Origin of the sequence: Xanthomonas sp. BRIP62409 (assembly GCF_003992965.1) — a bacterium.
Lineage (GTDB): Bacteria > Pseudomonadota > Gammaproteobacteria > Xanthomonadales > Xanthomonadaceae > Xanthomonas > Xanthomonas euroxanthea.
Map to the genome: position 1 here is coordinate 617703 of NZ_QEZJ01000020.1, position 20861 is coordinate 638563.

At 61.5% G+C, this 20861-nt stretch carries 19 protein-coding genes and 1 pseudogene; 13 read left to right on the forward strand and 7 right to left on the reverse strand.

All coding sequences use genetic code 11. The annotated features are described in order from the left end of the window. Positions 1-7: 7 nt before the first annotated feature. From EO170_RS11890 to EO170_RS11905, 4 genes are all read right to left on the reverse strand, one after another. Positions 8-949 carry a transporter gene (locus EO170_RS11890; RefSeq protein WP_126945482.1) on the reverse strand — a complete coding sequence of 314 codons (942 nt, stop codon included), beginning with the start codon at positions 947-949 and terminating at the stop codon, positions 8-10. A 208-nt stretch (positions 950-1157) separates the two neighbouring features. Further along, positions 1158-1634: a MarR family transcriptional regulator gene (locus tag EO170_RS11895; protein ID WP_104583863.1), complete on the reverse strand. Its 477-nt coding sequence runs from the start codon at positions 1632-1634 to the stop codon at positions 1158-1160. Positions 1635-2220: 586 nt separating this feature from the next. Continuing rightward, on the reverse strand, positions 2221-3465 hold the full coding sequence (locus EO170_RS11900; RefSeq protein ID WP_126945108.1) for an HD-GYP domain-containing protein: 1245 nt from the start codon (positions 3463-3465) through the stop codon (positions 2221-2223). Between the two features lie 137 nt (positions 3466-3602). Further along, positions 3603-4910, reverse strand: coding sequence for an MFS transporter (locus EO170_RS11905; RefSeq protein WP_126945111.1), 1308 nt, complete (start codon positions 4908-4910; stop codon positions 3603-3605). Between the two features lie 730 nt (positions 4911-5640). Between EO170_RS11905 and EO170_RS11910 the strand changes: the two genes are divergently transcribed. Next, a complete protein-coding gene (locus EO170_RS11910) occupies positions 5641-6186 on the forward strand; it encodes a gamma carbonic anhydrase family protein (RefSeq protein WP_164741036.1) in 546 nt (181 codons plus the stop codon). A 257-nt stretch (positions 6187-6443) separates the two neighbouring features. Here the strand turns inward: EO170_RS11910 and EO170_RS11915 are convergent, their stop codons facing one another. Together EO170_RS11915 and EO170_RS11920 are read right to left on the reverse strand one after the other, a co-directional pair. Beyond that, positions 6444-6710 (reverse strand): YkgJ family cysteine cluster protein, encoded by a 267-nt coding sequence (locus EO170_RS11915; protein WP_104650573.1) that lies wholly within the window; start codon positions 6708-6710, stop codon positions 6444-6446. Between the two features lie 48 nt (positions 6711-6758). Then, positions 6759-8126 carry a cellulase family glycosylhydrolase gene (locus EO170_RS11920; protein ID WP_126945114.1) on the reverse strand — a complete coding sequence of 456 codons (1368 nt, stop codon included), beginning with the start codon at positions 8124-8126 and terminating at the stop codon, positions 6759-6761. 408 nt (positions 8127-8534) lie between these two features. On the opposite strand from EO170_RS11920, the gene ilvD reads away from it, so the two are divergent. Further along, a complete protein-coding gene (gene ilvD, locus EO170_RS11925) occupies positions 8535-10373 on the forward strand; it encodes a dihydroxy-acid dehydratase (RefSeq protein ID WP_126945117.1) in 1839 nt (612 codons plus the stop codon). A gap of 259 nt (positions 10374-10632) precedes the next feature. Here the strand turns inward: ilvD and EO170_RS11930 are convergent. Then, positions 10633-10978 (reverse strand): annotated as a pseudogene (locus tag EO170_RS11930) (phage integrase N-terminal SAM-like domain-containing protein); the annotation flags it as partial. A 1215-nt stretch (positions 10979-12193) separates the two neighbouring features. Here EO170_RS11930 and EO170_RS11935 point away from each other — a divergent pair. The 11 genes from EO170_RS11935 (at position 12194) to EO170_RS12000 (ending at position 20488) form a co-directional block, all read left to right on the forward strand. Continuing rightward, entirely contained in the window at positions 12194-12496 is a 303-nt protein-coding gene (locus EO170_RS11935) for a hypothetical protein (RefSeq protein WP_126945120.1), read from the forward strand. 836 nt (positions 12497-13332) lie between these two features. After that, on the forward strand, positions 13333-13911 hold the full coding sequence (locus EO170_RS11945; RefSeq protein ID WP_126945123.1) for a hypothetical protein: 579 nt from the start codon (positions 13333-13335) through the stop codon (positions 13909-13911). A gap of 68 nt (positions 13912-13979) precedes the next feature. Beyond that, entirely contained in the window at positions 13980-14312 is a 333-nt protein-coding gene (locus EO170_RS11950; RefSeq protein ID WP_024938819.1) for a hypothetical protein, read from the forward strand. Between the two features lie 125 nt (positions 14313-14437). Beyond that, positions 14438-14791, forward strand: a complete 354-nt coding sequence (locus EO170_RS11955) for a hypothetical protein (protein WP_126945126.1) — start codon at positions 14438-14440, stop codon at positions 14789-14791. A 962-nt stretch (positions 14792-15753) separates the two neighbouring features. Further along, positions 15754-16137: a hypothetical protein gene (locus tag EO170_RS11965; protein WP_126945129.1), complete on the forward strand. Its 384-nt coding sequence runs from the start codon at positions 15754-15756 to the stop codon at positions 16135-16137. Between the two features lie 68 nt (positions 16138-16205). Further along, complete coding sequence (locus EO170_RS11970; protein ID WP_126945132.1) at positions 16206-16451, forward strand: hypothetical protein; 246 nt, start codon at positions 16206-16208, stop codon at positions 16449-16451. 939 nt (positions 16452-17390) lie between these two features. Continuing rightward, positions 17391-17792, forward strand: coding sequence for a hypothetical protein (locus tag EO170_RS11975; RefSeq protein ID WP_126945135.1), 402 nt, complete (start codon positions 17391-17393; stop codon positions 17790-17792). A 57-nt stretch (positions 17793-17849) separates the two neighbouring features. After that, positions 17850-18164, forward strand: coding sequence for a DUF5076 domain-containing protein (locus EO170_RS11980; RefSeq protein WP_126945138.1), 315 nt, complete (start codon positions 17850-17852; stop codon positions 18162-18164). 504 nt (positions 18165-18668) lie between these two features. After that, complete coding sequence (locus tag EO170_RS11985; RefSeq protein WP_126945141.1) at positions 18669-18965, forward strand: hypothetical protein; 297 nt, start codon at positions 18669-18671, stop codon at positions 18963-18965. 69 nt (positions 18966-19034) lie between these two features. Then, positions 19035-19481 carry a hypothetical protein gene (locus tag EO170_RS11990; RefSeq protein ID WP_126945144.1) on the forward strand — a complete coding sequence of 149 codons (447 nt, stop codon included), beginning with the start codon at positions 19035-19037 and terminating at the stop codon, positions 19479-19481. Positions 19482-20071: 590 nt separating this feature from the next. Then, the gene (locus tag EO170_RS12000; protein ID WP_119129356.1) at positions 20072-20488 is read left to right on the forward strand and encodes a hypothetical protein; all 417 of its coding nucleotides are present in this window, start codon (positions 20072-20074) and stop codon (positions 20486-20488) included. Positions 20489-20861: the final 373 nt, after the last annotated feature.

A 20861-nucleotide genomic window follows, 5' to 3' on the forward strand; every position in this document is an offset into this window, starting at 1 on the left:
ACCGGCGCTAGAACACATGGACGTACTGCAGGTTGACGTTGTTGCCGGAGGCAGCGTTCTTGACCTCCACCGGCAGATACACATTGGCAAACAGCATGTTGTTGGCATCCATCCGCCATACACCGCCGGGGCCGGCATAGAACACGCGTTGGCGGGTGTCGGCCACGCGCTGCCCGTTGGTGCGGTTGTCGCGGAACTGGGTGAGGTAATAGGCATTCACGCCAAGGCGGATGTCGGGCACCACTTCCCAGGACGTGGCGAAGTTGATCCAGCCCGCATCGCCGGCCTGGCCGTTGCGGAACGCAAAACCCGGCGGCAGGTTCGGACGCCGCTCGCTGCGGAAGTTGTAGATGTAGTTGATGCGTGCGCTGACTTCCCAGTTGGGCGTCGGGAGCACGGTGAACGCGTATTGCGGCACCAGCGACCAGTAGCCGGCACCCTGATTGAGGTCGCGGTCGCGGTCGAACTTGCCGGTCGGCGCGATCGCATTGATTTCGAAACGCTGCGAAAACACCGGCCTGCCATTGCGGATCACCGGCAGCATCTGCAGATAGGGGCCAAAGGTCAGGTCACCCACACCGGCACCGTTGTCGCGCAAGCTGGCAATGCTGTTGCGCCCGAACGAGGCATCCAGGTTGATCAGCGGAAGCAGCGTGTTGATGCCAACCGCGCCGCCAAAGAGCTTGTACGGCGTGACATAGGCGACCTGGGTCAGCAGCAGGGTCGAATCGATGCGTGGGCGATCGAACACCGGCACGTCGTTGCCGCGGGAATCCTTGACCGCATCCAGTGAGCTCTGACGCAGATAGGTGATCACCGCCCAGCCGGGCGTGGTGCGGGTGAAGCCGTCCAGGTAGCTGGTACCGCCGGTATTGATGCCGTTGGTCAGCGTCGTACTCTGCGGCAGGTTCTGCGCCCCGGCGGTGCCGGCAGCGAGCAGCGCCACCATGGCAAGCGCTGCGCGGCGCAGCCCCGATGCGCGGGAAGACAACCCAGACAGGACCGATCGATAGTTCACTGCAAACATCTCCAGCATGGGGAGGGACAGCGGACACTGCGGCGGAACAACGGTCAGGCAGGCGCGATCGACACGCCGGCGACGGCGCGTGCAAAGCTCAGGTGGAACGCGGGCCGTGCGCCTGCACGGCAGCTGCGGATCAGGCGGTGTCCAGACGGTCCAGCCGGTCGAGTGCGCGCAGCAACGGTGCCTCGCTGCTGCCAAGCACCACACTGAGTTGCTGTTCCATCCGCAGCACTTCGGCCTCGGCGGCGCTCAGCAGGGTCACGCCGGCGGTGGTCAGCGACAGGTGCTGCATGCGTCGGTCCTGGCGTCCCCGCACCTGCCGCAGCAGGCGGCGCTTGACCAGGCGTGCCACCACGATCGCCAGGTTGGGCGCCGACACGTGCAGCACATCGCCGATCTGGCGTTGGTTGATGCCCGGGTTGCCGTCCACCAGCATCAGCAGCGAGAAGTCCACCGGCTTGAGATCGAACGCTGCCACGCAGTCCTGAAACATCCGCCGCACCAGCAACTCGGTGCGGGTGATGCGGTAGCCCAGCAGCCGCAGCAGGCGCGCCTGATCCACCGTGGTGACGGCATCCGGCGGCAGGGCGGCATTGGCAGTGACGGACATGACGGTTCTCGCAGCGAAGACGACGGGCGGACCGGTGCGCGCAACGCACACCGCCCGCAACGCCGGTCCGCGGCGTGAGCTGCATTGTAGACGCGCTCAGGCATGCCGAGGGGGGCTTGGCTACGTCGTGCAGGCAGGCCACAGCATGCAGGTGCCGGTCCAGCGCCAGCACAGGGCGGCCGTCTGCGGCGGCAGGCAGGTGTGGGAAGCGACGGTCATCCAGGCACGGCTGAGACATGGGTTCCAGGTCGGCAAGTGATTGCGTTCCGGAATAGTTATGGATCATAACTACATTGCCAAGCTGCAGCGCAGCATGGTCGCGCTCGCCAGGCTGACCAATGCGCCTGGTGGTGGTGCGGCAACCGGCTTGCGGCCGGCGCGCCTGGCACGGGTGCGTGCGGTCTACCGGGCCTGGCAGCGGTGGTGGCAAGCACGAGGACAACGCTGCGGTTGTCACCACGCGACGCTTGCGCATCCAGCCCAATCACCCAGCGGGATTCCTCAACTGGCGTGGCGCTCGCTTGATGCATCTGCGTGCCAGGTAGGCCAACTGCTAACTGGCGGCCTACGGGTTACGAATTACCGATTACGGCAACCACAGCTTCTCGAGATCGCGGAAGCCCCAGTCGGTGGGGCTTTCCATCTGTGCGATGCGGTCCTGGCAATCCGGCCGCGACAGATCGATGTCCTGCACCAGCACATGGCTGCGCAACTTGGCCGAATAGAACACGCGGACCTTGGGCTTGAGCAGCGCATCGGCGGTCTGCTCGATCACCACCGCCAGTTTCTGCGACTCCAGCCGCACCAGCGAGCCGACCGGATAAATCCCCAGCCGGCGCACGAAGGCCTGGAACACCACCGGGTCGAAATGCCCCTGCCACGACGCCATGCGCTTGAGCGATTCGGCCGGATCCCAACCGCGCTTGTAGGGGCGGTCGGAGCTGATGGCGTCGTACACATCGCACACCGCGCCCATCCGCGACATCAGCGCGATGTTCTCGCCCGCCAGGCGGTTCGGGTAGCCGCTGCCGTCCATTTTCTCGTGATGGTGCAGCGCGATCTCCAGCACCACCGCGTTCTGCACGCCGCCGGCCACCAGCAGGCGATGGCCATCCAGCGGATGCTGGCGCATGACCTCCATTTCGTCGTCGGTGAGCTTGCCCGGCTTGTTGAGGATGTCCAGCGGCGTCACCGCCTTGCCCATGTCGTGCAGCAGGCCGCCCATGGCCGCCTCGACGACCTGCCCTTCGGGCAAGCCGAGCTGGCGCGCCAGCCCGCTCATCAGGCCGGCCACCGCCATCGAATGCAGATAGGTGTAGTCGTCGGCGGTCTTGAGCCTTGCCACGCTGATCAGGGCCTGCGGATGCCGCAGGACCGACTCGTTGATGGCTTCCACCAGCGGCATCGCCGCCTCGGTGTCGACGGTGCGTCCAAGCCGCACGTCACGGAACATCGCCTCGACCGTGTCGCGCCCGTCTTCGAAGATCTTGCGTGCGCGCACCACTTCGGACTCGATGCCGACCTGCGCGGTGACGCTATTGGTGCGTGCGGTGCGCGTGGCGGTGGGCGGCTCGGGCGTCGGTGATGGTGATGGTGATGGTGCCGCCGGCTCGGGCTCCGGACTGGTTGTGTCCGGCGCCGCCGTTTCCAGATCCAGGCCACGCGCGGTATCGATTACCAGTTGCTCGATCCGGCTGCCATGGATCTTCTCCACGTCATCCGAATCGACCAGGAACGAGGTCTTCCAGAACGGATGGTGCACCCACGCGCCCAGCAGCTTGTAGACATACATGCCGGGGCGGAGTTGATCGGAGTCGATGGTTCTGAGCATGCCGGCGCTGATCTGCAAATGGTCCGCGGAAGAGCCCGCCACAACGATGGAGGGTCTGTCGGGGTATCGGCAGTGCGCAGCATTTCTTTGGCCCGGTCGACCTCGCTCAGCTGCGCGACAACCGCCAGCCGGGCAGTTCAGCGCGCCGGCAGGCGCATGCCCAGCACGGCGATGGCCGCAAGCAGCAACGGCACGCTGCAGGCCAGGTACAGGGCCGCCGGCGACCAGCCCGCGTCCACCAGCACGCCCACGCACAGCGGCGAGGCGATCGCGCCGAAGCGGCCCCCCCCGATCGCCCAGCCCATGCCGGTGGAACGCACCGCCGCCGTGAAGACCACCGGCGCCACCGCATACAGCCCGGCGATGGCGGCAAACAGCGCCGCGCCGCTCAGCACCGCCGTGGCAAACGCCCAACTCAGCACGGTGCTGTAGAGGCCAAAGGCCAGCAGCGCCAGCGCCGAGATCCCCAGCGCGCCGGCGGTCAGCCGCGACAGGCGCGCACGTGCGGCCAATGCGCTGAAGACCGCCCCGCCGGCAATGCCGCCCAGATTCAACAAGACGCCACCGGTCACGCCCTGCGCCGCCGACAAGCCGGCCACGACCAGCAGCTTCGGGGTCCAGCTGAGTACGAAATAGAACGCGAACATCAGCAGAAAGAACGCCAGCGCGATCAACAGCGACTGCCGCCGCAATGCCGGTACGAACAGGGCCGCATAGCCCTGCGCCCGATTGGGAATCTGCGGCGGTGACGGCAGTACCGCATGCGGCGGCATGCCCATGCGTGCGAGCACCGCATTGAAGCGTGCGGCTGCACCGGGCGGGCGCCGCGCGATCAAAAAATCCAGCGACTCGGGCAAAAACGCCAGCACCAAGGGCACGCACAGCAGCGACCCGAGCGCACCGAGCACAAACACCGCGTGCCAGGACCATTGCTGCAACAGCAACGCCGCGATTGCGCCGCCCAGCGTTGCGCCGATCGGGTAACCGGTGGCCTGCAGCGCCAATGCCGTGCTGCGCCACCGGGCGGTGGAATACTCGGCAGCGATGACCGCAACGCAGGCCAGCATGCCGCCGATGCCGATGCCGGTGAACGCACGCAACGCGCCGAGTTGCCACACGCCGGTGGCCAGCGCCGAGGCGCCCATGCCCACGGTCAGTATCGCCAGGCAGGCCAGGATCGTCGCGCGCCGCCCGATGCGGTCGGCCAGCGGCGCCAGCAGCAACGAACCCGCCGCCATGCCAACCAATCCGGCACTAAACAAGGCCCCGAGCAGCTTGCCCGACACCTGCCATTGCGCCGACACATGCGGGGCGGTGAAGGCCATCGCCATCACATCGAAGCCATCGAGCATGGTCAGCAACACGCACACTGCCACCGCCCTCCACTGGAACGGCGTCATGCGTTCCAGTACGAAGGGTGCAGGTGTCACGGCGCTCTGGGTCATCGGGTGATCCTGGTGTAGGAATGGCAGGTGCGTTGGCAACTGCAGGCGTGGCCATGCGTGCGTGCAGCGGCAGCACGACGAAGACGCGGGCAAGCCTCGAAGCAGCAATGGCACTCGACAATGCATCGGCACTGCAACGCAGCACGAGCGCCGCGTTGCAAAACGCCATCGGCACGCTAGGCCGATCGCAGGGGACGTTCAATACAACCGCACGCACTGGTGTGCGCTTATCGAACAGGCTGGCAGAGCGCTTCGCCTGCCTCGCCATGCATTCGTTGAGGTGTTTGCATGGCGGCACCCGGGGTAGGCGGATTGCTTGCACGGACACGATCGACCTCGCGCCTACCGCTGCAGCGCGTGACCTGGCGTGCGATCGGACGGGGTAACCGCCACGTTCGTCTGGTCCGGAGTGCGAAGCGCATTGCTGCACTCGTCGCGCAGGCATGGCATGCAAGATTTCGCGGTAGCGAACTTGAACGATCCTAGATGCGCATGACTGCAAACCTCCACACGCAGTGCAACTCGATCCCTTCGAAGCTGCAGCAAACATTCAGGCGTAGCCCCACCGGTTCTGGCGTCGGTCGTTTCAACACGCCGCGCCGCTGCGTCATCCACGGCCACAGCCAGGCAGGTCATTTACCACGCCAGCGCTTGCCGCATGCGACAGTCGCCCCGCTATCATGCCGGCAGTGCCCGCACCGGGCGGCACGCCGACATGCTGGAGATCATCGTGACCCCGATTCGCTCGTTCCTGGACCACACCCCGCAACTGGGCGCACGCGTCTATGTCGACCCTGCCTGCACCATCATCGGCAAGGTGAGCCTGGGCGATGATGTATCGGTGTGGCCGGGCACGGTGATTCGCGGCGACGTCAATCATGTGCAGATCGGCGCACGTACCAACGTGCAGGACGGCACCATCATCCACGTCAGTCACCATAGCCCGTTCAACAAGGCCGGCTACCCGACGCTGATCGGCGCCGACGTCACGGTTGGCCACGGCACCATCCTGCATGCCTGCACCATTGAAGACCTGTGCCTGATCGGCATGGGCGCCTGCGTGCTGGACGGCGCCACCGTCAAGCGCTACGGCTTTGTCGGTGCCGGGGCGGTGGTCGGCCCGGGCAAGATCGTCGGCGAAGGCGAATTGTGGCTGGGCAATCCCGCGCGCCTGGCCCGCATCCTCAGCGACAAGGAAATCGAAAGCCTGCATTACTCCGCTCAGCATTACGTGCGGCTCAAGGATCAGTATCTGGGCGGCGCCAGCGCGGGCTGAATCCGGGTCCCCGCCCTGCGGCTGCAGGCCAGCATCGGCCCTCTGCGACACGGGTACACCGCCTTCGAGCTGGATGCACCTGCCGCAGACGCCCGTGGCCTGATGCTGGCAGGCCGACGCGCAGAGAGATGACGGCAGCAACGCGCCGCACGCCGCGTATCCCTGGCCGCCCGGGATGCAGCGCAGCCGCAGCCAGCTGCGGGTTGCATGGCGGCGGGGGTTGCATGGCGGCAAGGACGCCGGTGACCTGGCGCCGCTTACGGCCGCGTGGCCTGCTCCAGTGCCGTCAACGTGGCCAGCGCCTGGGCGCGCGAAGCGCCGCACATGTCCTCGGATGGACGCAGGCTGGCGCACACCGCCGGCCGCGTCGGCAAGCCGAACAGGCGACACCGGCCCCGGCCATCGAGCTGCACGCAGGGCACGCCCGCCGGCTTGCCCTGCGGCATGCCGGGGATCGCCGAACTGATCGACGGGGCAATACAACAGGCCGCGCAGCCGGCGCGGCACGGGAAGTCCATGCGCATGCCATCAGTGTAAACCGCCGCGTCCTCCGGGCCGCGGCGGCGCCGGGGTTAGAGAGGTGGCGGCACGTAGCCGGACAGGCGCACGTCGAAGAAGGCCTGCACCGCAGCGAGATTGCTCTTGGCCTGGATGTCCGCGCCCACGTCGCGGCTCATGCCCAGCACATCGTCATCCGGCCAGCCGGGGCCGAAGCACCACTGCGTGCTGGGGATATTGTTGGCCTGCAGATGCGCCAGCATGCGCGTGGTGGCGACCTCCGCGCTGCGGTTGCCGGCCGGATAGCCATGCTCACCCAGATAGCCGCGTTTGCCGGCATGCTGCAGGGCTTCGATGAAGGGCGCCACCATCTCGATGCCGGTGTCCGGCTTGACCACCTCGTTGCGCCCGCCGGGCCCGACCCAGTTGCCGCCGCCAGCTCCGTCGCTATCCAGGTAGTTGTGCGCTTCGTAGACGATGCGGTTATAGGGATCGGGGATGTCGAACAGGCCCATCGAGTCCTGCTGCCAGAGCCGGGCACTGGCATAGCCGTTGCCGCACACGAACACGAAGTGGTCGCGGTCGCGATCGATGATGGTCTTGCAGCACGCGGTGGCGGTGTTCTGCCAGTGCGCCGACATCGACAACACGCTGCCATCGGCGTTGCGCTCCTTTCCCTGGTATGGCTCATTCATCACGCCCCAGCCGAACACCGCCGGGTGTTGCCTGAAGCGATTGACGATGCGCGCCCACAGGTCGGGCAGGCCGGCCTCGTTGTAGAGCGTGCACCCCGGCGTGCCGATCACGCGGTATTCGTAGAGCTTGAGCAACTGGTCGCGGCGATCGAAATAGCCCTGGTAGCCGAAGCTGCGCAGCGGATAGGTGTCGGCCCAGACCTCGGCTGCGGCCGGGTTGTCGACGCGGTTGCCGCGTGCATCGACAAGCGTGCCGCTGGCGTCGCGCCGGTAGCCGGACTTGGCGGCCACCCGCTGCGGCAGGCGCATGTAGTCGTGCAGCTCCACGATGGCGCGCTTGCCGCGTGCAGCGATGTGGTCCAGTGCGTCCTGGACCTGGCGGCAGTAGGTCTCGTTCAGGGCCACGCCCTGCCCACGCGTGAAGCGCGCGGCGGTGGTCGGCAGCCGGAACAGCGGGCAGGCCCCGGCGGCAGCCACGTGCTGCGCGGTGATGGCGCGGTAGTGCGTGCCGATCTCGGCATTCTCCACATAGCTGTTGGAGGCCAGGCCCGACAGGTTCAGGCCCGCGAACGGCAGGGTGGCGCTCTGCGCGGCCGCGCGGCCGCCCCACCCGAGGCCCGCCAGCGCCGCCGCGCCGGCTGCACCCTGCAGCACGCGACGCCGCGTGATGCCGGCCGTTGCCGCCGGCGTCTGGTCGATGGGATGCGACGTTGCCGCCGTGCGGCGTGAATGAGGATGGTCGGACATGGGCGCCTCCTGCGGTGCCGTTGGTGGAGATCCTTGGCGGTGCTGCTCCCCCATTGGCCGCACCGGTCGAGGGACAATCCTGCCGATGTCCCGGCGGCGCGATCTGCGCTCCGGTTCGCACTCCGGGCACTGCATGCGCGCCCGCATACGTTTACATCGCATTACATGCCGGGCCGACGACGTGATGCAGCGGGAGCCGGGGCGCGTGTTCACGTGCAGTGCCGGCCGGCGCTGCTGCATTCCGCGTGCGCTGCGCACGATGCCCTCGCCCGCCCGCCAGCACGGCGTGCATGCGCCCGCGTGCTACCGTGCCAGATCACCGGAACGCGCCGCGACCGTTGCAGCAGCAACAGTTGCGACGCGGTCTAATTGCCAGCCACCGCTCGCCAATCAGCCGTCGACTTCGCCATGCCCGAGTACCGCTCCAAGACCTCCACCCACGGCCGCAACATGGCCGGCGCCCGCGCACTGTGGCGCGCCACCGGCATGCGCGATGGCGACTTCCACAAGCCCATTATCGCCATCGCCAACTCGTTCACCCAGTTCGTGCCCGGGCACGTGCACCTGAAGGATCTCGGCCAGCTTGTCGCGCGCGAGATCGAACGCGTCGGCGGCGTGGCCAAGGAGTTCGACACCATCGCCGTGGACGACGGCATCGCCATGGGCCACGACGGCATGCTGTATTCGCTGCCCAGCCGCGAGATCATCGCCGACTCGGTCGAGTACATGGTCAACGCGCACTGCGCCGACGCGCTGGTGTGCATTTCCAACTGCGACAAGATCACCCCCGGCATGTTGATGGCCGCGCTGCGGCTCAACATCCCCACCGTGTTCGTCTCCGGCGGCCCGATGGAAGCCGGCAAGACCAAGCTGGCCGAGCACAAGCTCGACCTGATCGACGCGATGGTGATCGCCGCCGACGACAGCGCCTCCGACGAAAAGGTGGCCGAGTTCGAGCGCAGCGCCTGCCCCACCTGCGGCTCGTGCTCGGGCATGTTCACCGCCAACTCGATGAACTGCCTGACCGAAGCGCTGGGCCTGTCGCTGCCCGGCAACGGCACCGTGGTGGCCACGCACGCCGACCGTGAGCAGCTGTTCTTACGCGCCGGGCGCGTGGCGGTGGAGCTGTGCCATCGCTGGTATGGCGGCGAAGACCCCACCGCGCTGCCACGCGGCATCGCCACCTTCGAAGCCTTCGAAAACGCGATGACCCTGGACATCGCCATGGGCGGCTCCACCAACACCATCCTGCATCTGCTCGCCGCCGCGCAGGAAGGCGAGGTGGCATTCGGCATGCGCGACATCGACCGCCTGTCCAAGCGCGTGCCGCAGCTGTGCAAGGTGGCGCCGAATACGCCCAAGTACCACATCGAAGACGTGCATCGCGCCGGCGGCATCATGGCCATCCTCGGCGAGCTGGCACGCGGCGGTTTGCTGCACACCAACGCGGCAACGGTGCACGCACGCACGCTGGCCGACGCCATCGCGCAATGGGATGTCACCCAGACCGACGCGGAAACGGTGCACACGTTCTACAAGGCCGGCCCGGCCGGCATCCCCACGCAGATCGCCTTCAGCCAGGCCACGCGCTGGGACAGCCTGGACACAGACCGCAGCGAAGGCTGCATCCGCGATGTCGCTCACGCCTTCTCGCAGGAAGGCGGTCTGGCCGTGCTGTACGGCAATATCGCCCGCGACGGCTGCGTGGTGAAGACCGCAGGCGTGGACGAATCCATCCACGTGTTCGAAGGCAATGTGCGTGTCTTTGAGAGCCAGGATTCGGCGGTCAAGGGCATCCTCGCCGACGAAGTGAAGGCCGGCGATATCGTGGTGATCCGCTACGAAGGCCCCAAGGGCGGCCCCGGCATGCAGGAAATGCTCTACCCCACCAGCTATCTCAAATCCAAGGGCCTGGGCAAGCAATGCGCCCTGCTCACCGACGGCCGCTTTTCCGGCGGCACCTCGGGCCTGTCGATCGGCCACGCCTCGCCGGAAGCCGCCGCAGGCGGTGCGATCGGCCTGGTGCGCGATGGCGACAAGATCCTGATCGATATCCCCAACCGCTCGATCAATCTGCTGATCTCGGACGAGGAACTTGCTCTTCGTCGCGCAGAGCAGGATGCCAAGGGCTGGAAGCCGGTGGAAGTGCGCCCACGCAAGGTCACTACGGCGTTGAAGGCCTACGCGTTGCTGGCGACCAGCGCGGATAAGGGTGCGGTGCGGGACAAGGCGTTGTTGGACGGCTGAGGCATTGCCATGAAGACCGCGGATTCTTAGCGGTCTTCATCGATTCCCGGCATAGGACTTTGTAGGGACTTCAGTCACGACGCCTCGTGGCAAACGCCTACAGCGGACTGGCATTGCTTGCCCGCAACGTCACCCACTGCCGGTGCGTAGCCCGTCCAGCGGGCTGCGCACCGCCCACGCCCCGCGCCCCGCGCCCCAGCACATGCGTGTAGATCTGCGTGGTTACCACATCCTTGTGGTCCAACAGCTCCTGCATGGTGCGCGCGACATCCTCGGCCGAGAGCACCACCGGAATGGGCCGCGCCCGCTTGGCGCGCTGCAGTTTCTCCATCCAGGGCAACTCCTCCCCCAAGACCTCGCGATACAGGAACAACAGCGCCGCCAGCGCCTGATTCTGCGTGCCGGCCGACACCTGGCCCTGCGTCGCCAGCTCGGTGAGAAACGCCTCGACCTCTGCCCGCCTAATCTGAGCTGGATGCCGTTTGCCGTTGGCCGCAATGAAGCGCCGGATCCAGCCCAGACGCCTGCTCGGTACGCAGGCTGTAGTGACGAAGCCGCAGCCGAGCACTGACCTGATCCAACAGCTTCGGAGTCAGAGCCGTCATTACGCCTGCATCGTCACGGGTGTAACTCATACGCCTGCTCGAACGTCGGCTAACGCAACCAGCATCGGTGCAAAGACTGCCGGTGGCCATCCGGCAAGTTATTGTCAAGGAATAGGGATTCCTTCTTTCCAGACCTCCGGCCTTAGTCGATACTTGGCGCAACACCGCTCTCAGGCGGTCCAATCGTGGTTAGGCCCCGGATGCAGCTAATTGGCTTTTCAATTGCCGAAGACTTTATCGCGCTTGAGCGCGGGCCTGACCGTTTTGACCTACACAACAACTTTGACTTTCAGGGCATGTCATACGCCCCAGCACAACAGACGTTAGAGCTACATTGGCACCGTGGCACCGGCGATTGGGTAAAGCCATCAGACCCGCCTGAGCTCTCGCTCAGCTTTGCGGGGGTGTACTTGTTCAAAGCCCAGGAGCGAGATCCGACAGTTCCATTCACCGAGGATGACTGCTTGGACTCCCTTGGATTCATGTGGGACGACCTATTAGCTGAGATGCGTGCATTCGCCTCAAGTAGACCGTCTGAGGGCTGCAACCACCTTACGGCCAACTTCATGAGTGGCTTTAGCATCAAAGTGGGCGCCGTATCCGCGACTCTGCGTGTCTCGGGCTAACAATTCATTCAAGCCGAACCCGTTTCGCGGGTCGGCTTAATTCAGGTGTTAGCACCCATGATCTTTCTCCCACACTTCCTTGCAGCCGTAAGCGAATCGGGCATCTGCTCCGCGTACTACTCCCTTTGTCGTGAGCATCCTCTTCGGCTAAATGTTCCACTCGCAAAGGCGCCCGCTAGTGCCGTACTAAAGGCTGCGACCGGGCAGGTCTTACTCAAAAGGCTTGACGGCCCGGGCACCGTATTTCGGCTGGACGGCCTGCCGGACAGAGTGTCACTCAATTTCATAATCCAAGGCCGCAGTTCTGTTGAGACAGATTTTTCTGTGTCTTTCGGAGATGGGGCCCAACGGGGCACATTTGCAATCTTGTGTAACGCTGCAACAGTCGCGGCTAGTTTGGCCGCACCTAATCCCGCCTATCCTCGCCCCGACTTCCGTTCCATTGAGGAGTTGGTAACAATCCTTAGCAAGTTTGACGCTCTCGTTCGCAAACTCGGCATGGTTGCCAATGGGCGCTAACAATTCATTCAAGCCGGCGCCGCGTGCGGCGCGGCTTAACTCAAGTGTTAGGCCACATTCGGACACATCCATGCAGTCAGAAGACTATCTCGACCGGCATTACATCGGCATCCGGAAGCAGTCCGAGACAGAGCGGGTATGCTGCTATGAGTTCATCTGCACGGAATACTGGCGGATCGGCACCAAGCGTCTCGAACAGCTTGGATACGTCACCGGCGCCTTTCAGATAGACAAGCAAACGGGCACCACTGAACTAGTGCACCCCATGCCTGGCGATGAGAGCCTCAGCGCTTTCAACCGTGCTAGCTACAAGATCCACAGGTGCTGGCTGGGCGGCGAGCTCCCGAACACAGATCAGTACTGTGCGGGCTAATATGGCCTAACAATTCATTCAAGCCGAACCCGTTTCGCGGGTCGGCTTAATTCAGGCGTTAGGCCTCATGAGCGACACTTTCGACCGTTCAATGTTGCTGCTCTCACTCCAGCGTGCACTTCTCGGCGAGGTGCACATTGAGCTGCGCCAAGCCTCAATCGAGGCTGATCCAACCTCAAAGACCGTTCGGCTCCGCTTCGAATACGACGGGTCTCCTCCGAGACCGACACGGGAAAGTTGCTCTTGCTCCGCCGCCGAGGTCATCGCTGACTTTCCAGCGCAGTGGCAACTGGACGAGCAGCACCTTACTGTTCCCGTGCCTACAGCTCTGGAGCCATTGGCCCATGTTGCATATCGTCGGGCCGAGCCTCAGCATGAGGCCTAACAATTCATTCAAGCCGAACCCGCTTCGCGGGTCGGCTTAACTCAGGCGTTAGGCTCAGTCAGACATTCTCCAAGGCCCTATCCATGCTCAACCGCGCCTGTCTTCTCGGCACACTGTTACTAGCTAGCGGTGCATCCTTAGCCAAGCCCAGCACTGAGCTTCCTGAAGCACTACGCTTGGCCGAGGCTTATGTCTCAAGCCATAAAATTTCAAACACCCACCGTTACCTTGCTAGCATCTCGTGGCATGAGGAGCCAGACCACCCAGACAAAAGTTGCTGGTCGGTCATGTGGCTACCAGACGAGCTAGCGTTTGATGCCCAGCTGGTCGTGTGGGTCTGCGGCGGTGGCAGGATCAGCCACCAAGCTGGCGGCTGGGCCTAACAATTCATTCAAGCCGAAGCCGCTTCGCGGCTCGGCTTAATTCAGGCGTTAGACGTGCTGGAGAGCTCATGGGGTTTGCAATTTCTTGGTTAGCGGTCTCTGGGAAAGCTCCTCAACAAGTGTTGCAAGAGCTTCAGCTCCATCGCACAGGTGAGACAGAAGAGTTTCCGGAGTCTCCCGTTTCGTCCGCTCAACTTCCTACTGGCTGGTTCTTAGTCTTTGCCAATAGGTTTGCCTCGCCGCTGGTCGCAGACGGCTCTTTGCAGCAACTTTCATCTGGCTGCACAGTCATTTCTTGCCAAGTTGAAGAGCACATGATGTTTAGTTCCGCGACGTGCTACTCCAACGGAAAGAACAATTGGCACGTAGCGCATGACGCACAAGAGAGCATTTATCACCTGTCCGCCAATGGCGACCTCCCACCGGAGTTCAATGACCTCTACGCATCGCTAAAGCAAGAGCAAGACGACGCTGGCGGGGACAAATCCGACGTTGATTACATTCATGATGTTCCGGTGTCCTTAGCCAAGGCGATTACATCATTTAAGCACGACCAAGACATCCAGGGTAACTCCCCTGAGCCATTTGAGATTCTTGCATCAAGCAGTTCGCCTGCATCGGCTAAACCTTGGTGGAAGATCTGGTAGGCACTTATAACAATTCATTCAAGCCGAACCTGCTTCGCAGGTCGGCTTAATTCAGGCGTTAGGCAGCCATGAAAAATTCCGTCTCGCGCTTTCAAGGCAAATCGTTTGGTTGGGGGTTCATCCTTTTCATCGGTTTGTTTTCGGCGTCCGCTTTCTGGGGCGAGTCGGTGGGCCTTAGTAAATTGGCTGCCGCCGTTCTGTTCGGTGTGAGCGGTTTTATTCCATTCCTCATTCAGGCCTTTACTGGTTGCGCGCTTGATGGCGCGTGGGTAGCCAGATTCAGCCGCAGAGAGCATCCAACCAAGTATTGGCTGTTGCTTGCTCTTTCTGCTGCTATTGGCATCGGCTTCTCATATGACGCGTACAGCACGTACATGGAGGCTGCACATGTCGCGGCCTAACAATTCATTCAAGCCGAACCCGCATCGGGGCAGCGCTTGGGCGCTTTTTCCGCTACGCTAGCACCCAACCGCCGCCCTGATACGGGTCGGCTTAATTCAGGCGTCAGGGCGCTCTAGTAGGTTCGATGCAGCCGAAGCCAACTGAAAACGAGCCCGGCATCGCACTAGGAGTGTCGCTTATCGCCATTCTGGGCGCCCTCCTTGTCAGCACTTTGCTCACCGGATTCAAGCCAGGCCCAGTGCGCACGGGCCCTAGCACCGTGCTACTGGGACTCTACCTGATGGCGTGGGGCACCATGTTCCTCGCCAGCTACTTCTACAGCCACAAGACATTCTTCTTACGCGCACTTATCTGGGTCTGCGAACATTGGTCCAACCCGAAAGGGCGTGTCATGGCTTTTTTCTATGCGGCACTAGCGCTGGGACTCGGCGGCGTGGCCACATTGTCGGGTCTCGGGCTCATCAATGTCGCGCCCTAACAATTCGTCCAAGCCGACGCCGCTACGCGGCGCGGCTTAACTAAGGTGGCAGTGGTGGAGCAGATGCGTTGGTGGTTGCCGCTTCGGTGAGTTCGCAGGCATGCATGCGGTTGGCTCCGGACAGCAGTCATCACCGTTGCTTGTTGCGGTAAGTTCGGCGCTTCGCCTTGGCACATCGTTCCCGCGCTGCATTCATTGCACTTGGTTTCGGTGGCATCACGCGCCGCTGCATCGCTGGGTAAGCTCCATCCTGCAAGCTGTGGCACACTCGGTCAACGCGGCAGTGCTGGGGAGCATGGTTGCCGTCTCAACCGTTTCGGCCACTCACTGCCTAACAACTCATTCAAGCCGATGCCGCTTCGCTGCACGGCTTAATTCAAGCGTTAGGCCTCGTCAAGCCTCAGGGGGAATTCTGATGAAGATCCAACATGCTGTAGCAGCTGGGCTAGTCGTCACAATCATGTCCGGATGCGCGACGGTGACATACGGAGACAAGAGCGCCGAAGCTACGTTGCGTGAACTGCAGCCTGTTCCCGGGAGAGTTAGCCTGTACGTATGTCGAGAGAAAGCCGCGTTTGTCGGAGCCGGCAACCGCACAACTGCAACCGTTGATAATAAGCCGATCGGAACCTTGAAGCCAAACGACTTCGCACATGTCGTTGTAGAACCTGGCCCTCATAGCGTCTACATCGAGCACAATCCTGGCGGGAAAAGTGGCGTGCTAAATCTGGACACCCGCGCCGATGAAGTCCCAATCATCTGGGTAGGAATGACGGGCCACGGCTGGGGCGTACTCACCGTGGATCAATTCAAGAGCCGGAGCGAAGCGGAGTCTTGTGTCAGGCAAGCCCAGTACGCCATTCCGACAAAGTAGCTTTGCCGTGATGCCTAACAATTCATTCAAGCCGACACCGCGGTGCGGCGCGGCTTCATTCAGGCGTTAGGCCATACAGGGGACTCTGTTGCAATCTATCAAATTCTTCGCATTATCGTGTTTGGCGGTGGTCGTGTTTGATGCGGTCACATCTCTCGCGTCTCTGGTGCTTGGCTTTCCTTACACTTACGCAGCGTTCGGATCCGCTATTCTCTACATCGCATTTGCATTCTTCGCTGCTCGTAAGTTTGGGTTCTGGGCTGCAGTTTTGCTCGGTTTAGCTATGGGCATCACTGATGCAACGCTTGGTTGGGCCGTCTCTTGGGCCATTGGTCCAGGCCGCCTTGCCGCAGGCACTCTTACCCTGTCGGTTTGGCTCTACACTGCGACGTTTGTCGTAGTCTTTGGCGCAATTTACGGGCTTATTGGCGGTGGCATTGGTGCGGTCACGGGGCGGTGGCGTGTGGCCTGATAATTCATTCAAGCCGAACCGGATCCTAACGGCCTAATTCAGCCGTTAGGAGCATAAGGAGTGCAGCCATGCATCAGGAAGCTGAAAGGACCATCAATCACGGCCTCAGCCATGGTGCGAGACTGCTCCTTGGCGTCTTTGCCATGCTGTTTTGCGCCGTCATGGTCGTTGTTGCGCCGCCTACCGACAAGGCGATTTATTTCTACTTGTTTGCCGCTTTTTGCTTGCTACTCGCCCTTGCCTGCTTTACTCAAGGCCGAGTCAGGCAATTCATTGGCAGCCTCATGGGAACAAGCACTGGCGTACGTGACTAAAGAGGTAAGATCTTTTATTAAGAACTCATCTACCTCACAGGCAAATGTGCTTCGCATCGCTACCGCAGTATGTGTCGGTTTTGTCGATGATGACTTGGTCGAGGTTTGGCCCGCAGATGAGGGCTAATTCAAGCCGACGCCGCTTAGCGACGCGGCTTAATTTAGGCGTTAGGCACCATGCCGAAGTGTTTCGTAATCGAGGACGAGAGCCACGCCGAGCAGATCGGTGAGTACGCGTCGCTAGACGACGCCTGGGCAGAGTTAGGGCGGCTGGCCGCCATCCCTTGGGACAAATTTCCAAACGTTGCACCTTGCACGAGCTGGCAAACCTGCGGCCGCACCTATGAGATCATCGAGTACGAAACCTCAGGCAGGCCATGGAAAGAGAAAAGGCGAGTTGCCGGCCTTGACGTAAGCGTCAATGGTGTAGCGTGGGGCTCCGAGGCGCCTCTTTATGGTTCCTAAGAATTCATTCAAGTCGAACTCGCTTCGCGGATCGGCTTAATTCAGGCGTTAAACGTGCAAGACAATAACCCGCTACTTGCGAAGCTAGAGGCCGAGCTATCCGACACTACGGGCGTGTACGTCAATTCCGGCGTTGACGCCAAAAACTACTTTGCTGGGCTAACGGATAGCATCCGGCGCAACGTCTGCAAACCATTTCCCGTTAGCGCTACAGTCATGACGCCTGGCTTTCCCGACATGGCGCTTGGCCAAGTCATCTGGCGTCAATGCGTCGCTCATCAAGCAGGCTACTGGCTCGTGTACCAGCCAGAGCAGAACCGTTTCTATTGCTTTTGGGGTGAGAGTGCAAGCAACCTTGGTGCCCATGGCGTGTTCGGCAGCCCACTACATTGCTGGTCTGCGTAGGCACGTCTAACAATTCATTCAAGCAGAACTCGCTTCGCGAGTCGGCTTAATTCAGGCGACAGGCACTGCATGAAAGTTCGATGGCTATTTGTTGCATGGGGAATCTTTGCAGCTCTGGTTCTTTTGCTGCGTTTCGGTGTGGTCGGCCCACGAGAGTGGCTGACCACGCTCTATATCGTGGGTAGTCTTGCACTTGCCGGCGGTGCTGGCACCCTACTCAACATCCGCTTTCGTCGAGATCTTCTGGCAGTTGATCGAGCCACCTGGGAACACCTCACGCAATTTCCTGGTCTTGGTCCTGGCTACCACAACAATTTTCGTGAGCTAGGCTGGATCGCACGACCGTCGTCTACTATCCCGCCCCACCTCAAACCGCTGTGGCTCCGGGCACGTAAGCTCGTCTGGCTACCAGTTGTTTGGTTCCTAACCACACCGGCAATCTGCATTATTGTAGGCGTCGGCGGTACCTAGCAATTCATTCAAGTCAGACCCGCTTTGCGGGCCAGCTTAATTCAGGCGTTAAATGCAATGAAAAGAGAACTTCCACTCCCAGATGGGGCTGCCGAGGACTTGGATGCCTTTGAGGTGGCACGAATTTGGGTAACACGGCAAGATCTTTTGGTATCCCTCAATGTTGGCCTTTATCCACCAGAGGAGAGTGCTGGAGAGACGACTGCTTGGGGAGACATTCTGGCTGACACGGTCAAGCATTTGGCCAAAGCTCTCTCACTCCGCTACGACCAAAATCCGGCGGTGCTAGAGCAAGAGATCATTGCCAGGTGTAATCTGTCGCTCGGACAGTTCCGCAAAGACATCTCGGGCAGCCTTAAAGATTGCAGCTAAAAATTCATTTAAGCCGAACCCTCTTCGCGGGTCGGCTCAACCAGGCGTTAGGCGGCAGAGCAGACATGATCGCAACTCTATTTATCGCACTTCTCGCTGCTAGCTCGTCGACTGTGCCTGCCACTGAGCAACCCGCGCTTCAATGCAACATTGGACCGGCCTTGAAACAGTTCGGAGGCAAGGAGTGGTTGATATATGGCTGCGCTGACGGGCATTCCGTAGTGGTCGCTGCCCGCGCGCCCAATCCCGCTGCTCCGTTCGTTTTTATCCTCACGCCGGACGGTAACGGTGGCATTGAGTTGCGCGGCGAAGGTAATGGGACCGAGTCCGCTACCAAACCCACGTATGACAGGCTCAGCAAGATGTCCAGCTCGGGCCTGGCCGCGCTTTTTCAGGGGGCTAGTCGTGCCAGTCGGCGGTAAGCTGCCGCTGAACACTTCATTCAAGCCGAACACGCTTCGCGGGTCGGCTTAATTCCAACGCTAGACACCGCAGGAGGGATTCTTGAGCCCCAAGCAACGCCATCGCCGCATCCCACAAGCTTTACTGTTGGCGGTAGCCCTGATCTCGGGTACTTTGGCGACCCTCTTTGGCTTCTTCTACTTTTCGCTCTATTGGCCATATCGCTGCCTTTTCAACGAGGAGGGGCGCTATTTCGACGGGCGTAATTTAGTTGTCTATCACGAGCAGAACGGCCTGCTCATAGTTCCCGCTCTTGCATTCTTGGCGTCCGCGTTATTCTTTGCTGTCGTATGGTGGGTTCGCCGTCGCCCCGTCGGGAGCATCACGGATGGGCCCTAATAGTTCATTCAAGCCGAATCCGCTCAGCGACACGGCTTAATTCAGGCGTTAGGTCGCAAGGGAGACCGCGTGGAAGGCCCAACCAACAAGCTCCTCATCGTCGGCGGCGCATTGAGTGGCGCTGCAGCACTGATACATCTTGCGTGCTTAGTAGTGGGCGCGCCACTGTTTCGCCTCTTGGGCGCCGGAGAGCAGATGGCGCATCTTCACGCTGAAGGCAGCTGGTATCCCACAGTGGTCACGCTCGCAATCGCCGCCGTCTTGACCACTTGGGGAGCGTACGCGCTCTCGGCCGCGGGCGTATTCCGGCCGTTTCCGCTACGTCGAACAGTCCTTACGGCGGTCACAGGCATTTACATCGTTCGCGGTGTAGCGTTCGTCCCGGTCATGGCCTACTTCCCTGGCAACAGCCTCACCTTCTGGGTCGTGAGCTCGGCGATCTGTCTCGCCATCGGTCTGGTGCACCTCGCGGGGCTTCGCAAGTCGTGGGGCGGGCTGCGTCAGCTTGCGGCCTAACAATTCATTTAAGCCGAGCCCGCTTCGCGGGTCGGCTTAATTCAGGCATTAGGTAACCCAGATTAACTTAATCGTGCCGCTTACCGAAGACCTGTCTGTCGGCGTTTTCACCCTCGACGTAGAAGACAACCAGTGAGATATCATCGGCACATTCGAATCTACACGCGCAGACCTTTCCGAGCACGTGACAAGCCACGTGATACTAAACCAGGGAGCACCAGCCGGCTTCTTCATAATAGATCTCGACTATCCGACACGTTATGCATTTGCGGCTGCCGGGTCGGTCGGACTAAGGTCATTTCTTTATTGCTAGCAACTACCAGGGTAAAGGCTTGGCGAGGCGCGAATTCCATAATCTTTCCACATATCTCCAGGCCCAACGAGTAAAGGCAAGACTGATATTCTTAATGGTAAACTTTCGGAACACGGCAGCAGCGTCCCTGTATCGCAAGTGTGGCTTTGTCGATAATGGCAAGCTGCGCTTGAGTGGTTCGCGCGGTCCGCAGCACATTATGGCTCTACCGCTCACTTAACTATTCATCCAATCCGACGCCGCTTCGCGGCGCGGCTTAACTTAGGTGTTAGGCATAATGAAGATCAGTGCCCACGGCCTTGACCTGGAGCTCAAACCACGGAGCGCCGCATCCGATGAGGGCTGGTTCCGCGTGAACGTCTCCGCTCGGACCACCGGTTTCGAGGGAAGTTTTGATGCGTGGCTCCAAACCGACGATATAGTGGCGTTCGAATCAGAGCTCAGCTTGCTGTACAAGAATTTTGGCCAACCTGGCACCGCTGCTCTGGCGTCAGCTGAGCCCGACATTAAGATCGTTCTCACGATCGATCGTCTGGGAAGCATCGTTGGAAATTACTGGCTAGAGAGCGAACGCCCTGGTGGAGTGCCAACCCAACTGTCTGGTCGCTTTGAGGCAGATCAGAGCTACATTCCAGGCCTCCTAAGCGATCTTGAGACGCTCCTCACCAACGTCGGCGGCATTCGTGAGGCCTAACAGGTCGTTTGACCCGGGCAGGCAATGGCATTGCGCCACAAGGCCTGCTGGCGAGCGTGCGCTTTGTGGCGCAATGCCGTTGCCTGCCGGCCAGCTCCGATGCTAGAGGGCTATGGACAGTTCTGATGTCATCGCAGGTCTTTCACTAATTGTCAGTGTGGCATCTGCCTATATTAGCTACAGAGCCTACGCACTCCGTCGGGGTGCATGAGTTTGAGTCAACTCTCGTCGCATTTGAGAGAGATAAGTCTGAGCTGCTCATGCACGTGGAGCAGAGCCGTAACCTCTTCCCCTCAGCGCGCCGAGAGATTGAGCAACTACAGCTTATGTTGTCTCATGAGCCTCCCCAGGTGCAAAGCACCTTGAAGAGCTG